This is a genomic window from Salmonella sp. SJTUF14076, assembly GCF_015534835.1.
In the GTDB taxonomy this organism is placed as follows: Bacteria; Pseudomonadota; Gammaproteobacteria; order Enterobacterales; family Enterobacteriaceae; genus Salmonella; species Salmonella enterica.
In genome coordinates this window covers 3,000,675-3,014,636 of sequence record NZ_CP064674.1, presented here as the reverse complement: position 1 = coordinate 3,014,636, position 13,962 = coordinate 3,000,675, and the positions used below count along the sequence as shown (strand labels likewise).

The window sequence follows — 13,962 nt, the reverse complement described above, 5'->3', positions numbered from 1 at the left end:
CTGCGGTGAGTTTAATGGAGTGGTGACGTTTTTCTGGAGGAAGCATGATTCTCGAACGCGTTGAAATAGTAGGATTTCGCGGTATCAACCGACTGTCGTTGATGCTGGAGCAAAACAACGTGCTGATTGGGGAAAACGCCTGGGGCAAATCCAGCCTGCTGGATGCGCTGACTCTGTTATTGTCGCCGGAACTCGATCTCTACCATTTTGTCCGTGAGGATTTCTGGTTTCCGCCTGGCGACATAAAAGGACGCGAGCATCACCTGCATATTATTCTGACTTTTCGCGAAACGCAGCCAGGGCGGCATCGGGTACGTCGTTATAGAGCGCTGGAAGCATGCTGGTCGCCTTGCGAGGATGATTTTCACCGCATTTTTTATCGGCTAGAGGGCGAATGCGGCGCCGATGGCAGCGTGATGACGTTGCGCAGTTTTCTCAATAGCGATGGGCAGCCATTGCCGGTGGAAAATATTAACGATCAGGTGCGCCACCTGGTTCGTCTGATGCCAGTGCTACGTTTGCGCGATGCGCGCTTTATGCGACGTATTCGCAACGGTACGGTGCCTAATGTGCCGGATGTTGAAGTCACGGCCCGGCAACTGGATTTTCTGGCGCGTGAGCTGGCGACCCGGCCGCAAAATTTAACCGACGGGCAGATTCGCCAGGGACTGTCCGCGATGGTGCAACTGCTTGAACACTATTTCTCAGAGCAGGGCGCAGGACAGGCGCGTCACCGACTCATGCGCCGACGTTCGCAAAATGAGCAGCGTAGCTGGCGCTATCTGGATATTATTAATCGGATGATCGACAAACCGGGCAGCCGGTCGCATCGGGTGATCCTGCTGGGGCTTTTCTCCACGCTGTTACAGGCGAAAGGGACGCTGCGGTTACATAAAGACGCGCGACCATTACTGCTGGTGGAAGATCCGGAAACCCGTTTACATCCCATTATGCTTTCAGTCGCCTGGCAATTGCTCAATCTGTTACCGCTACAGCGGATAGCGACAACCAACTCAGGCGAACTGCTCTCGCTAACGCCGGTGGAGCATGTCGTACGGCTGGTGCGCGAATCTTCCCGCGTCGCCGCCTGGCGTCTGGGCCCGGGCGGGTTAAGCGCGGAAGATGGACGGCGCATCGCCTTTCATATCCGCTTTAATCGCGCGTCGTCGCTGTTTGCGCGTTGCTGGCTACTGGTGGAAGGCGAGACGGAAACCTGGGTTATTAATGAGCTGGCGCGTCAGTGTGGACATCATTTTGATGCGGAGGGCATTAAAGTCATTGAGTTTGCTCAGTCTGGCCTGAAACCGCTGGTGAAGTTCGCCCGCCGTATGGGAATCGAGTGGCATGTCCTGGTGGATGGCGACGAAGCGGGGAAAAAATATGCCGCGACGGTCCGCAGCCTGCTTAATAACGATCGGGAAGAAGAACGCGAACATCTCACGGCGTTGCCTGCGCTGGATATGGAACATTTTATGTATCGTCAGGGCTTTGCCGATGTTTTTCACCGGGTTGCGCAGCTTCCGCCTAATGTGCCGATGAATACCCGGAAAATTATCACTAAAGCTATCCACCGCTCGTCAAAGCCGGATTTGGCGATTGAAGTCGCGATGGAAGCCGGGCGGCGGGGAATTGACGCCGTGCCGCCGCTGTTCAGAAAGATGTTCTCGCGCGTGGTTTGGCTGGCGCGGGGCCGGGCGGATTAACGTTTGAATGTGGCCGGAACCTGTTCGACGACGCTATCGAGTAACGCATAGCGGCGGCGATACTCGGCCCGTTTCTTACTGGCGATCTCCGCTTCGCTTTTTCGGGCGATCGCCAGCGGTAGCGCATAGTAATTTCCTTTAATTCTTTCACCGCCTAACGATTCCCAAAACGCGTCATAGTCGGCATGCATTTGCGTCTTTTTATCCATGTATCGCCAGCTACGGTAAACGTGCGCATCGTTACTCACAGCTATAATCTTTTCTGCCTGAAAGACTTGCGCAAACTGACAGAGAGCCTCCATCACGATGCGTTTGGGAAAAAGACCATGGCAGGCTTTGGTCGCCTGCTGGATAATTTCGTGAGGGACGTCGTTTGCCGCGCCCTGTAATCCGCCGATAAATAGTGTGCGTTGTTGGTTAAAGCGACACAGGGTAAATGTGATCTCTGCCAGAATACGTAACTGTGCGTCGCGAACAACAATAGTGCTTTCACCTTCTTTATCCAGTGAGACCAGACTGACTAAATCAAGTTGAAACAACTCGCCGGTTTTAGTTTCAAATTTAGCAAGATTCAGGCCATACTGGCTTAAATAGCTAACTTGTTGTTCCCGCGATAAAAGTTGGCGCATCTGTTGATAATGAAAACACAGAGCGTCTAAGGCGAAATCGCGTTTAATATTTACAGCCATATAAGGACGATGTAGCCGAATAGGCAAACGCGGCTGACGAGCAAGTAACGTATTTAACTCCGGCCATTGGGTGAGATTGGTCAGTAATTGGCTGGTCGCACGCGGCATGACTAATGAGCGGATTAAAAACTTGCGACGAAAGCTGGCTTTACGCCAGAATTTTCCTGGCTGTAATTGCCCGCGCGTCAGACGAATAAATAATTGTAAAGGAGAGATGTAATCTGAAGTGTACCAGGTATTATCTGTAAGCTGTGTCATGATCGTAATCCGCGACATAAGATTGTCGAGATTGAACCACAGGAAACATTAACCAATCGTCAATACAGCCGGCGCTATCTTTATTGCGTCAGGTTTGTTTAGATACGGTTTACTTTCTGGTTAAAATTTTGCCGTCAGGGTTTCTATGCGTGCTAAGGGAAAGAAATTTAAAAAGCGTTATCTGGTCATTATTTTAATTCTTTTAGTGGGGGGGATGGTTAGCTGGCGAATGATAAATGCGCCGCTGCCAACTTATCAGACATTAATCGTGCGGCCAGGCGATCTTGAACAGAGTGTACTGGCGACTGGAAAACTGGACGCGTTGCGTAAAGTGGATGTCGGCGCGCAGGTGAGCGGCCAGTTGAAAACGCTGCTGGTCTCCATTGGCGATAACGTTAAAAAAGATCAGCTACTCGGCGTGATTGACCCAGATCAGGCGGAGAACCAGATAAAAGAGGTCGAGGCCACCCTGATGGAGCTGAACGCGGAGCGTCAGCAGGCAGCTGCTGAGTTAAAGCTGGCGCGGGTTACGCTGGCGCGCCAGCAGCAGTTAGCTAAGACTCAGGCGGTATCGCAACAGGATCTGGATACTGCGGCGACGGAGTTGGCGGTTAAACAGGCGCGTATTGGCACCATAGATGCCCAGATCAAACGTAATCGGGCCTCGTTGGACACCGCGAAAACCAACCTGGAATATACCCGTATTGTTGCCCCCATGGCGGGGGAAGTGACGCAAATCACTACCCTGCAAGGACAAACGGTGATTGCAGCTCAGCAGGCGCCCAATATTCTGACGCTGGCGGATATGAGCACCATGCTGGTAAAAGCGCAGGTCTCGGAAGCGGACGTGATCCATCTTCGGGCGGGGCAGAAAGCATGGTTCACCATTGCAGGCGATCCGCAAACGCGCTATGAAGGCGTTTTAAAAGATATTCTGCCGACGCCGGAAAAGATCAACGACGCTATTTTTTATTACGCCCGGTTTGAAGTGCCGAATCCCAAAAGAATCTTGCGTCTTGATATGACCGCACAGGTTTATATTCAACTCATGGATGTCAAAAATGTACTGATTATTCCTCTCGCCGCACTTGGCGAACCGGTGGGCGGCAATCGTTATAAAGTGGCGCTGTTGCGTAACGGCGAAAAACGTGAGCGCGAAGTGATCATTGGCGAGCGTAACGATACAGACGTGGAAGTGGTTAAAGGTCTGGAAGCGGGCGATGAGGTGATCATCGGCGAGAGCAGGCCAGGAGCGACGCCATGACGGCATTGCTTGAACTGTGCAATGTGAGCCGCAGCTACCCCTCCGGAGAAGAGCAGGTGGCGGTGTTGAAAGATATCTCCCTGCAAATCCACGCCGGGGAGATGGTGGCGATCGTCGGCGTTTCCGGTTCTGGAAAATCAACGCTGATGAATATCCTCGGGTGCCTGGATAAACCGACCAGCGGCACTTATCGGGTGGCGGGGCGGGACGTCTCGACGCTGGACCCGGACGCGCTGGCGCAGCTGCGGCGTGAGCATTTTGGCTTTATCTTTCAGCGCTACCATCTGTTGTCGCATTTAACGGCAGCGCAAAATGTTGAAATCCCCGCCGTCTACGCCGGCATTGAACGCAAAAAACGCCAGGCGCGCGCCAGAGAGTTGCTTTTGCGGCTGGGATTAAGCGATCGCGTCGATTACCCGCCTTCACAGCTTTCTGGCGGACAGCAGCAGCGTGTCAGTATTGCCCGCGCGCTGATGAACGGCGGACAGGTGATTCTGGCGGATGAGCCGACCGGCGCGCTGGATAGCCATTCCGGCGAAGAGGTGATGGCGATTTTGCGCCAACTGCGCGATCGCGGACATACGGTGATCATTGTGACGCACGATCCGCTGATTGCCGCCCAGGCGGAGCGGATTATTGAAATTCACGATGGCAAGATTGTCCATAATCCGCCCGCGCAGGAAAATAAACGCGAACAGGGCGTTGACGCTGCCGTAGCTAATACGGCTCCCGGCTGGCGGCAATTTGCCAGCAGCTTTCGCGAAGCGCTGTCGATGGCGTGGTTAGCGATGGCCGCTAACAAAATGCGTACTTTACTGACCATGCTGGGAATTATTATCGGTATTGCGTCGGTGGTGTCGATTGTGGTGGTCGGCGACGCCGCAAAACAGATGGTACTGGCGGATATCCGCGCTATGGGCACTAACACGATTGATATTCATCCAGGCAAAGATTTTGGCGACGACAACCCGCAGTATCGACAGGCGCTGAAATATGACGATCTGGTCGCTATTCAGAAACAGCCGTGGGTTAACTCTGCGACGCCCAGCGTTTCAAAGAGCCTACGTCTTCGCTATGGCAATATTGATATTGCCGTAAATGCTAATGGCGTCAGTGGCGATTATTTTAACGTTTACGGCATGTCCTTTAGGGAGGGGAACACCTTCAATGCTGTACAGCAACAGGATCGCGCGCAGGTGGTGGTGCTGGATGCCAACACGCGACGCCAGCTATTTCCAAATAAAGCGAATGTCGTAGGGGAAGTGGTGCTGGTGGGTAATATGCCGGTTATTGTTATTGGCGTGGCGGAAGAGAAACCGTCCATGTACGGCAATAGCAATCTGTTGCAAGTTTGGTTGCCCTATAGCACGATGTCAGATCGCATAATGGGTCAGTCATGGCTTAACTCGATCACCGTTCGTGTGAAAGATGGCGTTGATAGCGATCAGGCTGAACAGCAGCTTACCCGCCTGCTCACCTTACGCCACGGTAAAAAAGACTTCTTCACCTGGAATATGGACAGCGTCCTGAAAACGGCTGAAAAAACCACCTATACTCTTCAGTTATTTCTGACGCTGGTGGCCGTCATTTCGCTGGTTGTCGGCGGCATCGGCGTTATGAATATTATGCTGGTTTCCGTCACCGAGCGAACGCGTGAAATCGGCATCCGTATGGCGGTAGGCGCGCGCGCCAGCGATGTGCTACAGCAGTTTCTTATTGAAGCGGTGCTGGTTTGCCTGGTTGGTGGAGCGCTGGGGATTAGCTTGTCGATGTTCATCGCATTTATGCTACAGCTTTTCCTGCCCGGCTGGGAGATCGGTTTTTCACTGACAGCGCTGGCGAGCGCGTTTTTATGTTCGACGTTTACCGGGATATTGTTTGGCTGGCTACCGGCGAGAAACGCGGCGCGACTGGATCCGGTGGATGCGCTGGCAAGGGAGTAATCTCGCTGACGTCATTTGTCGGCCTGATAAGATGCAACAGTGTCGCTATCAGGCACTGGCGTTAAATAAAAATGCCAGCCGATCGGGCTGGCATTTTGCCTCCTGGATGTACACAATGAGACAGAGGAGCTATGCAACGGCCTCTGCTTCGATGGGCACGATGACGCTGGCGTGATTGCCTTTTGGCCCCTGGTGGACATCAAACCGGACAGACTGTCCGGCTTTAAGCGTTCTGTAACCATCCATTTGAATGGTGGAGTAATGGGCGAAAATATCCTCGCCGCCGCCTTCAGGGCAGATGAAACCAAACCCTTTGGCATTGTTGAACCACTTTACAGTACCCGTTTCCATGCTTCGACATCCTTCGTAAATCTTATATAAGTAAGATGGAATGAACCGGTGACGGAGTGGGGGCTGTTCAAAACCTCACCAACTCTCGACATTACAATTTAGAGAAATCAGGCGAGGCGTCAAGCATCAGGCAGGGGGGAACGGGTAAAAATGAATCAAAAATTTGAAGCAGTTAACGCTATTGCCGGGAATGTGACAGATGTCGCGGATGGTACTGATAGATGTTAGTTATCTATCAATTGAGGTAGATTGATTGTGTGCATAGACTCTGGTCAGCGGCAGATTTTCCTGCCGACAACCGTAACCGATAATGACGACTGACAATGGGTAAGACGAACGATTGGCTGGATTTTGACCAGTTGGTGGAAGATAGCGTGCGCGACGCGCTAAAACCGCCATCTATGTATAAAGTGATATTAGTCAATGATGACTACACTCCGATGGAGTTTGTTATTGACGTGTTACAAAAATTCTTTTCTTATGATGTAGAACGTGCAACGCAATTGATGCTTGCAGTTCACTATCAAGGCAAAGCCATCTGCGGCGTGTTCACCGCCGAGGTGGCGGAAACCAAAGTGGCGATGGTGAACAAGTATGCAAGGGAGAACGAGCATCCGTTGCTGTGTACGCTGGAAAAAGCCTGAATGCAGGTATAAAAATTGGGGGAGGTGCCTATGCTCAATCAAGAACTGGAACTCAGTTTAAACATGGCTTTCGCCAGAGCGCGCGAGCACCGTCATGAGTTTATGACCGTCGAGCATCTGTTGCTGGCGCTGCTCAGCAACCCATCGGCTCGCGAAGCGCTGGAAGCATGCTCCGTGGATCTGGTGGCGCTCCGTCAGGAACTCGAAGCCTTCATTGAACAAACCACACCCGTACTGCCTGCCAGTGAAGAAGAGCGTGATACGCAGCCGACGTTAAGTTTCCAGCGTGTCCTGCAACGTGCCGTCTTCCACGTTCAGTCTTCCGGGCGTAGTGAAGTGACTGGCGCGAATGTGCTGGTGGCTATCTTTAGCGAACAGGAATCACAGGCGGCTTATCTGCTGCGTAAGCATGAAGTGAGCCGTCTGGATATCGTGAACTTTATTTCTCACGGGACGCGAAAAGACGAACCGAGCCAATCTTCCGATCTCGGCAATCAGCCAACTGGCGACGAACAAGCTGGCGGGGAGGAACGTATGGAAAACTTCACGACGAATCTTAACCAACTTGCTCGCGTGGGCGGCATCGATCCGCTGATTGGTCGTGAAAAAGAACTGGAACGCGCGATCCAGGTCTTGTGTCGTCGCCGTAAAAATAACCCGCTGCTGGTGGGGGAATCCGGCGTCGGCAAAACGGCGATTGCCGAAGGGCTGGCCTGGCGTATCGTGCAGGGCGATGTGCCGGAAGTGATGGCCGATTGCACCATTTACTCGCTGGATATCGGTTCGCTGCTGGCGGGCACCAAATACCGCGGCGATTTTGAAAAACGGTTTAAGGCGTTGCTGAAACAGCTTGAGCAGGATACCAACAGCATCCTGTTTATCGATGAAATCCATACCATTATCGGCGCTGGCGCGGCGTCGGGCGGACAGGTGGATGCGGCAAATCTGATTAAACCGCTGCTTTCCAGCGGTAAGATCCGGGTGATCGGCTCAACGACCTATCAGGAATTCAGCAATATTTTTGAGAAAGACCGCGCATTAGCACGCCGTTTCCAGAAAATTGATATTACCGAGCCTTCGGTGGAAGAGACGGTGCAAATTATCAACGGCTTGAAACCTAAGTACGAAGCGCACCACGACGTGCGTTATACCGCGAAAGCGGTGCGTGCGGCGGTCGAGCTGGCGGTAAAATATATCAATGACCGCCATCTGCCAGATAAAGCCATTGACGTGATTGACGAAGCGGGCGCTCGGGCGCGTCTGATGCCGGTGAGTAAACGTAAGAAAACGGTCAACGTGGCGGATATTGAGTCCGTAGTGGCGCGAATTGCGCGAATTCCTGAAAAGAGCGTCTCGCAGAGCGATCGCGATACGCTGAAGAACCTGGGCGATCGTCTGAAAATGCTGGTCTTCGGCCAGGATAACGCGATTGAGGCGCTGACCGAAGCTATTAAGATGAGTCGTGCGGGCCTGGGCCATGAGCATAAACCTGTCGGCTCATTCTTGTTCGCCGGCCCAACTGGCGTAGGGAAAACTGAAGTTACGGTACAGCTTTCAAAAGCGCTGGGTATTGAGCTGTTGCGTTTTGATATGTCCGAATATATGGAGCGTCATACGGTGAGCCGTTTGATCGGCGCGCCTCCGGGATACGTCGGTTTCGACCAGGGCGGGCTTCTGACGGATGCGGTGATTAAGCATCCTCATGCGGTGCTGCTGCTGGATGAGATCGAAAAAGCGCACCCGGATGTCTTTAACCTGCTGCTGCAGGTGATGGATAACGGTACGCTGACCGATAACAACGGCCGCAAGGCGGATTTCCGCAACGTGGTGCTGGTGATGACCACCAACGCCGGCGTGCGAGAAACCGAACGTAAATCTATTGGTCTTATTCATCAGGACAACAGTACCGATGCGATGGGCGAGATCAAGAAAGTGTTTACGCCGGAGTTCCGTAACCGTCTCGACAACATTATTTGGTTCGATCATCTGTCTGGCGAGGTGATTCATCAGGTTGTCGATAAGTTTATCGTCGAGTTGCAGGCTCAGTTGGATCAGAAAGGCGTCTCCCTGGAAGTCAGTCAGGAAGCGCGCGACTGGCTGGCGGAAAAGGGCTATGACCGGGCGATGGGCGCACGACCAATGGCACGTGTGATTCAGGATAACCTGAAAAAACCGCTGGCCAATGAGTTGCTGTTTGGATCGCTGGTTGACGGCGGACAGGTCACCGTCGCGCTGGATAAAGAGAAAAATGCGTTGACGTATGGCTTCCAGAGTGCGCAAAAGCACAAGCCGGAAGCCGCGCATTAATCTTCGTTTCACTGCCGTACAAACCGGGCCTTAGCGCCCGGTTTTTTTACGCCGGCTAATAGTTAGCCTGATGGCGTTGTGCTCGCGGTAGGCGGACAAGGCGCTTGTAAATTGCGTCATCATCCGGTAATCGACGGGTCAAATGCGAAAAAAAGCCCGACCCGCTGCGTGAAAAGGGATGCTGAAGCCGCTGTTACCAATGCCAAAAAAACTAATCCTCTTCTCTGAAAAGAGTAGTCTTACACTTAGCACAAAGAATTCTTCTGTGATTATCCCATACCTGTATCAAACCAACATCGCTGAATTTCTCGTGACCACAACTGTAGCAAGATATTTTACTCATATTGTGTTTTTTAATATATTCATCTTTGGTGGGAAGTTGCTTCCAGTAGCCTATCAGTCCGGGCATAACCTCTCCTTGAGTGGTTTATGTAATTTGCAAACCATGATAATAATTGTATAAGAAATAGTTCAATATGAAATTATTGCTTATCACATTTTCGAAAGCGAATGCTATTAGCATCACACTTTCTACGTTGTTATCAACGATAATGCTTTCGTACAGGTAGCTTAGCTGTTGGCAGTGCTATACCCCGTCCAATCATCCATCAACGCCACCCGTTTAGGCCATAACGTCCCACGCTGATACGCTGCTTCAGCCTTATCTGCCAACTGGTGCGCCAACGCATGTTCAATAACCTCACGTGGGTAGCCCGTTGTTTCACCAGCCCACTCACGGAAAGTAGAACGGAAGCCATGTTGCGTTAAGTTGGTATATCCCATTCGTTTCAATACAGCCAATAACGACATATCAGAAAGTGTTTCAGCGCGAGGGGCAGGGAATACATGATTGTTATTTTTCAAACGCGGTAAGCCTTCTAATAAAGCAACGGCAGCATCAGACAGAGGAACTCGGTGCTTTTTTACTACCGAGAGATACTTATGCAAACTTTTCTAAAGCGTTTCAGGTAGGGGAGTGGGGCTGTTTTACACAATCTATAGTAAGTTTGGTGTAGCAACCAAAGGTCAAAAAACGAACCTTCATCAGGAAAATCACAGTAAAAACAAGAAGTTTAGATACAAAAGCCCGTACTTTCGTACGAGCTCTTTCTTGAATATGGCGGTGAGGGGGGGATTGACTCGCTTTGCTCGCCCCTTCGGGGCAGCCCGTTCGCTGCGCGCCCGGTCTGTCCAACTGGCTGCGCCGCTACTCAGCCCATCCCTGGGCCTCGCCCCTTCGGGGCCAGAGCAAGCTCTGTTCAAAAACGCTCCCGGCGTTTTTGTGTCGAACCCCGGTCGGGTGTTCTCATCCCCCCTGTAGGGTGGCTTTATGTGAAAAAAAAGCCCGTACTTTCGTACGAGCTCTTTCTTGAATATGGCGGTGAGGGGGGGATTGACTCGCTGCGCTCGCCCTTCGGGCAGCCCGTTCGCTGCGCGCCCGGTCTGTCCAACTGGCTGCGCCAGTTGTCGAACCCCGGTCGGTGGTTCTCATCCCCCCTTGGTTTGGGGGATGCATATAAGCAAAAAGCCTGTACTTCTGTACAGGCTCTCAACTTGAATATGGCGGTGAGGGGGGGATTCGAACCCCCGATACGTTGCCGTATACACACTTTCCAGGCGTGCTCCTTCAGCCACTCGGACACCTCACCATATTGTATTGCTGCCTGACCACTTGGGGGGCAACGGGGCGCTACTATAGGGAGTTGCGCTAAAACGGTCAAGCAGAATTTACATATTCACTGTCGTTTGCTCATGCAATAGACATAATCCCCGCCCAAACTGGCGCGGGGAGGCAAATTAACGCTGTGAATCCAACATTTCGTTGTTTTTCACCACATCCTGCGCTTTGCTGTAGCTTTCGATCAGCAGTTGATAGGCCGGGAATACCTGAGTATAAACGTCGGCCCACGCGGCGGCGTCTTCACGGTTCCAGGTGCCTTGCAGCTCAGAGGCGACTGCGGCAGTATCCATCGGTACGACGCCAGCCTGTACGATACGCGCCAGAGTGATCTCCTGCGCCATCTTACTGTAGGTGCCGGATGCGTCGATCACGGCAAATACCTTATAGCCTTCCGCTACCGCGCTAATGGCCGGGAATGCCATGCACACGCTGGTAATTGTCCCGGCAATGATCAGCGTCTTACGACCCGTCGCTTTTACCGCCTTAACGAAATCTTCGTTATCCCAGGCGTTAATTTCACCTTTGCGCGCAATGTACTGCGCATGTGGCGCATTAGCGTGGATCTCCGGGATCAGCGGGCCGTTCGGACCTTGCGGTACGGATGCCGTGGTAATGACCGGCATTTTCGCTAACGTCGCCATCTTCGCCAACGCCGCGGCGCGAGCGCGTAATTCCGGCATTGGCATATCGCCTACGGTCTGGAAAAGACCGCTTTGATGATCGATTAAAAGCATCACGGAATCGTTAACATCAATTACCGGGCGCAAACCATTAAAATTAGCAGGACTTGACATCGTGTTCTCCTTCATGTTTTCAGATTTGGCCAAAACGGCCGGAGTTGAAATCGCGGACTGCTTCTGCGATCTCTTGTTTCGTGTTCATAACAAATGGGCCGTAACCCACAATCGGTTCATTCAGCGGCTCGCCTGATAACAGCAATACGCTGGCGTCGCTGCTGGCCTCAAGGTGCAGCGTTTTCCCTTGCTGGCTCAATACCACCAGTTGCGCTTCGTTGACCGGCGTCGTGCCGTTCACCGTGATATTGCCTTTCAGTACCACCAGCGCGGCGCTCCATCCTTCCGGCTGTGCCAATGTAAGCTGGCGATTGCGTTGCAGGCGCATATCCCAGACATTGAGCGGCGAGAAAGTGTGCGCCGGGCCTTTTGTCTCTTCATAACGCCCTGCGATGACCCGCACGACTCCGGCGTCATCCGGCAACGTAACGGTCGGGATAACATCGTGGGTAATGCTTTGATAACCCGGGGTGGTCATTTTGTCCTTCATGGGAAGGTTAACCCACAACTGCACCATTTCCAGTTCGCCGCCCCGACGGGTAAACGCGTCGGAATGGAACTCTTCATGCAAAATGCCTGCGCCTGCGGTCATCCACTGAACGTCGCCCGGGCCGATAACGCCGCCGCGACCGGTAGAATCCCGATGCTCGACTTCGCCGCTATAAACAATCGTCACGGTCTCGAAACCGCGGTGTGGATGCTCTCCAACGCCGCGTTTTTCATTACCCGGCGTAAATGTGTGTGGCCCGGCATAATCCAGCAGCAGGAATGGACTCAACTGCTGCGCATGTGACTGATAAGAAAAGAGTGAACGAACCGGAAATCCATCGCCAACCCAGTGCGGGCGAGGTGCGGTATAGACGCCTGTAATCTGTTTCATGGTGTTCTCCTCAGTGGCGTTGTCTTGATGTGAATAAGCTTATATTCATGACAAAAGCTTCGGTAGTGGCTAAAATGGCTCATACCGTTCCATTAATAGGACAATGTAATGATAAAAACGGATCTCAATGATTTTGCGTGGTTTGTGCATGTGGTCGAAGAGGGTGGGTTTGCCGCGGCGGGGCGTGCGCTTGATGAACCAAAATCAAAACTGAGCCGGCGTATTGCGCAACTGGAGGAACGGCTGGGCGTGCGATTGATTCAGCGAACTACCCGGCAGTTTAACGTTACCGAAGTGGGACAAACATTCTATGAGCACTGTAAAGCGATGCTGGTGGAAGCTCAGGCGGCGCAGGATGCCATTGCCGCATTGCAGGTAGAGCCTCGCGGTATCGTGAAGCTGACCTGCCCGGTGACGCTGCTGCATGTACACATCGGCCCAATGCTGGCGAAATTTATGGCGCGTTATCCTGATGTTTCGCTACAGCTTGAAGCGACCAATCGTCGGGTGGACGTCGTAGGGGAGGGGGTGGATGTGGCGATTCGCGTCAGGCCGCGCCCGTTTGAAGATAGCGACCTGGTGATGCGCGTCCTGGCTGACAGAGGGCATCGCCTGTTTGCCAGCCCGGATCTTATCGCACGGATGGGAATCCCTTCCGCGCCGGCGGAGTTGAGCCATTGGCCAGGGCTAAGTCTTGCATCCGGCAAGCATATTCACCGCTGGGAACTTTATGGCCCGCAGGGCGCGCGTGCGGAAGTCCATTTTACCCCGCGTATGATTACTACAGACATGTTGGCGCTACGCGAGGCGGCGATGGCGGGCGTGGGGCTTGTGCAGTTACCTGTTTTAATGGTGAAAGAACAACTTGCCGCCGGTGAACTGGTCGCGGTGCTGGAAGAGTGGGAGCCCCGGCGGGAGGTTATTCATGCTGTGTTCCCATCCCGGCGAGGATTATTACCTTCCGTACGCGCGTTGGTCGATTTTTTGACGGAAGAGTATGCGCGCATGGTGGAAGAGTAACCTGCTCGTCATTCATCGACTTAATGGACGCAAAAAAGGCCGGTTAAACCGACCTTTTATCCAGCCGCCCTTCAGGGCGTGAGGAGACAATTAGCGACTACGGAAGACAATGCGGCCTTTGCTCAGGTCGTACGGGGTCAGCTCAACGGTCACTTTGTCGCCCGTCAGGATGCGGATGTAGTTCTTACGCATTTTACCGGAGATGTGTGCAGTAACCACGTGACCGTTTTCTAACTCTACGCGGAACATGGTATTAGGTAACGTTTCGAGAACGGTACCTTGCATTTCAATATTGTCTTCTTTGGCCATCTAATCCTCTGGGGTATCACTACCATAATTTGAACCGGCAAGATAATGCCGAAGTTCTTTTGATAAGTAAAGATTTGTGCGTTTAAAACACAGCAAACCAGGCTTAGCACATGATTCCG

13 protein-coding genes, 1 tRNA gene and 1 pseudogene are annotated in these 13,962 nt (G+C 52.6%); 7 read left to right on the top strand and 8 right to left on the bottom strand.

Annotation, left to right across the window (positions count from 1 at the left end):
- Nucleotides 1-44: 44 nt before the first annotated feature.
- Nucleotides 45-1,703, top strand: a complete 1,659-nt coding sequence (locus HU143_RS14720) for an ATP-dependent endonuclease (RefSeq protein ID WP_000599770.1) — start codon at nt 45-47, stop codon at nt 1,701-1,703.
- Here HU143_RS14720 and HU143_RS14715 read toward each other — a convergent pair.
- Complete coding sequence (locus HU143_RS14715; RefSeq protein WP_001537300.1) at nt 1,700-2,650, bottom strand: VirK/YbjX family protein; 951 nt, start codon at nt 2,648-2,650, stop codon at nt 1,700-1,702. The two genes, HU143_RS14720 and HU143_RS14715, sit on opposite strands and share 4 nt — an antisense overlap.
- Nucleotides 2,651-2,795: 145 nt before the next feature.
- Here HU143_RS14715 and macA point away from each other — a divergent pair, with 145 nt between their 5' ends.
- Nucleotides 2,796-3,914 carry a macrolide transporter subunit MacA gene (gene macA / locus HU143_RS14710; protein ID WP_023227176.1) on the top strand — a complete coding sequence of 373 codons (1,119 nt, stop codon included), beginning with the start codon at nt 2,796-2,798 and terminating at the stop codon, nt 3,912-3,914.
- Entirely contained in the window at nt 3,911-5,857 is a 1,947-nt protein-coding gene (macB, locus tag HU143_RS14705) for a macrolide ABC transporter ATP-binding protein/permease MacB (protein WP_000125881.1), read from the top strand. Before macA ends, macB begins: the two co-directional genes overlap by 4 nt.
- Before the next feature lie 129 nt (nt 5,858-5,986).
- On the opposite strand, the gene cspD is transcribed toward macB, so the two are convergent.
- Nucleotides 5,987-6,208, bottom strand: coding sequence for a cold shock-like protein CspD (gene cspD, locus HU143_RS14700; protein WP_000447499.1), 222 nt, complete (start codon nt 6,206-6,208; stop codon nt 5,987-5,989).
- Between the two features lie 150 nt (nt 6,209-6,358).
- Between cspD and HU143_RS24580 the strand changes: the two genes are divergently transcribed.
- The 3 genes from HU143_RS24580 to clpA all read left to right on the top strand — a co-directional run bounded on the left by HU143_RS24580 (nt 6,359) and on the right by clpA (nt 9,159).
- Nucleotides 6,359-6,436 (top strand): hypothetical protein, encoded by a 78-nt coding sequence (locus HU143_RS24580; RefSeq protein ID WP_212742690.1) that lies wholly within the window; start codon nt 6,359-6,361, stop codon nt 6,434-6,436.
- 95 nt (nt 6,437-6,531) lie between these two features.
- Nucleotides 6,532-6,852, top strand: a complete 321-nt coding sequence (gene clpS / locus HU143_RS14695; RefSeq protein WP_000520789.1) for an ATP-dependent Clp protease adapter ClpS — start codon at nt 6,532-6,534, stop codon at nt 6,850-6,852.
- Nucleotides 6,853-6,882: 30 nt separating this feature from the next.
- Nucleotides 6,883-9,159, top strand: a complete 2,277-nt coding sequence (gene clpA / locus HU143_RS14690) for an ATP-dependent Clp protease ATP-binding subunit ClpA (RefSeq protein ID WP_000934064.1) — start codon at nt 6,883-6,885, stop codon at nt 9,157-9,159.
- 211 nt (nt 9,160-9,370) lie between these two features.
- Here the strand turns inward: clpA and HU143_RS14685 are convergent, their stop codons facing one another.
- The 5 genes and pseudogenes from HU143_RS14685 to HU143_RS14665 form a co-directional block, all read right to left on the bottom strand.
- Entirely contained in the window at nt 9,371-9,568 is a 198-nt protein-coding gene (locus tag HU143_RS14685; RefSeq protein WP_001117984.1) for a hypothetical protein, read from the bottom strand.
- A 161-nt stretch (nt 9,569-9,729) separates the two neighbouring features.
- Nucleotides 9,730-10,083: pseudogene (locus tag HU143_RS14680) on the bottom strand (tyrosine-type recombinase/integrase); the annotation flags it as partial.
- Nucleotides 10,084-10,720: 637 nt separating this feature from the next.
- A tRNA-Ser gene (locus tag HU143_RS14675) sits at nt 10,721-10,808 on the bottom strand.
- Between the two features lie 148 nt (nt 10,809-10,956).
- Nucleotides 10,957-11,634 (bottom strand): hydrolase, encoded by a 678-nt coding sequence (locus HU143_RS14670; RefSeq protein WP_000097893.1) that lies wholly within the window; start codon nt 11,632-11,634, stop codon nt 10,957-10,959.
- A 19-nt stretch (nt 11,635-11,653) separates the two neighbouring features.
- Nucleotides 11,654-12,514, bottom strand: coding sequence for a pirin family protein (locus HU143_RS14665; RefSeq protein WP_000809967.1), 861 nt, complete (start codon nt 12,512-12,514; stop codon nt 11,654-11,656).
- 108 nt (nt 12,515-12,622) lie between these two features.
- Here HU143_RS14665 and HU143_RS14660 point away from each other — a divergent pair, with 108 nt between their 5' ends.
- On the top strand, nt 12,623-13,534 hold the full coding sequence (locus HU143_RS14660; protein ID WP_000597928.1) for a LysR family transcriptional regulator: 912 nt from the start codon (nt 12,623-12,625) through the stop codon (nt 13,532-13,534).
- 90 nt (nt 13,535-13,624) lie between these two features.
- Here HU143_RS14660 and infA read toward each other — a convergent pair whose 3' ends face one another.
- A complete protein-coding gene (gene infA, locus HU143_RS14655) occupies nt 13,625-13,843 on the bottom strand; it encodes a translation initiation factor IF-1 (protein ID WP_001040187.1) in 219 nt (72 codons plus the stop codon).
- Between the last annotated feature and the right edge of the window lie 119 nt (nt 13,844-13,962).

Excerpts from the sequence above, each read along its gene's own strand:
- HU143_RS14720 (WP_000599770.1), top strand. The coding sequence starts at position 45 with ATGATTCTCGAACGCGTTGAAATAGTAGGATTTCGCGGTATCAACCGA.
- HU143_RS14715 (WP_001537300.1), bottom strand. The coding sequence starts at position 2,650 with ATGACACAGCTTACAGATAATACCTGGTACACTTCAGATTACATCTCT.
- macA (WP_023227176.1), top strand. The coding sequence starts at position 2,796 with ATGCGTGCTAAGGGAAAGAAATTTAAAAAGCGTTATCTGGTCATTATT.
- macB (WP_000125881.1), top strand. The coding sequence starts at position 3,911 with ATGACGGCATTGCTTGAACTGTGCAATGTGAGCCGCAGCTACCCCTCC.
- cspD (WP_000447499.1), bottom strand. The coding sequence starts at position 6,208 with ATGGAAACGGGTACTGTAAAGTGGTTCAACAATGCCAAAGGGTTTGGT.
- HU143_RS24580 (WP_212742690.1), top strand. The coding sequence starts at position 6,359 with ATGAATCAAAAATTTGAAGCAGTTAACGCTATTGCCGGGAATGTGACA.
- clpS (WP_000520789.1), top strand. The coding sequence starts at position 6,532 with ATGGGTAAGACGAACGATTGGCTGGATTTTGACCAGTTGGTGGAAGAT.
- clpA (WP_000934064.1), top strand. The coding sequence starts at position 6,883 with ATGCTCAATCAAGAACTGGAACTCAGTTTAAACATGGCTTTCGCCAGA.
- HU143_RS14685 (WP_001117984.1), bottom strand. The coding sequence starts at position 9,568 with ATGCCCGGACTGATAGGCTACTGGAAGCAACTTCCCACCAAAGATGAA.
- HU143_RS14670 (WP_000097893.1), bottom strand. The coding sequence starts at position 11,634 with ATGTCAAGTCCTGCTAATTTTAATGGTTTGCGCCCGGTAATTGATGTT.
- HU143_RS14665 (WP_000809967.1), bottom strand. The coding sequence starts at position 12,514 with ATGAAACAGATTACAGGCGTCTATACCGCACCTCGCCCGCACTGGGTT.
- HU143_RS14660 (WP_000597928.1), top strand. The coding sequence starts at position 12,623 with ATGATAAAAACGGATCTCAATGATTTTGCGTGGTTTGTGCATGTGGTC.
- infA (WP_001040187.1), bottom strand. The coding sequence starts at position 13,843 with ATGGCCAAAGAAGACAATATTGAAATGCAAGGTACCGTTCTCGAAACG.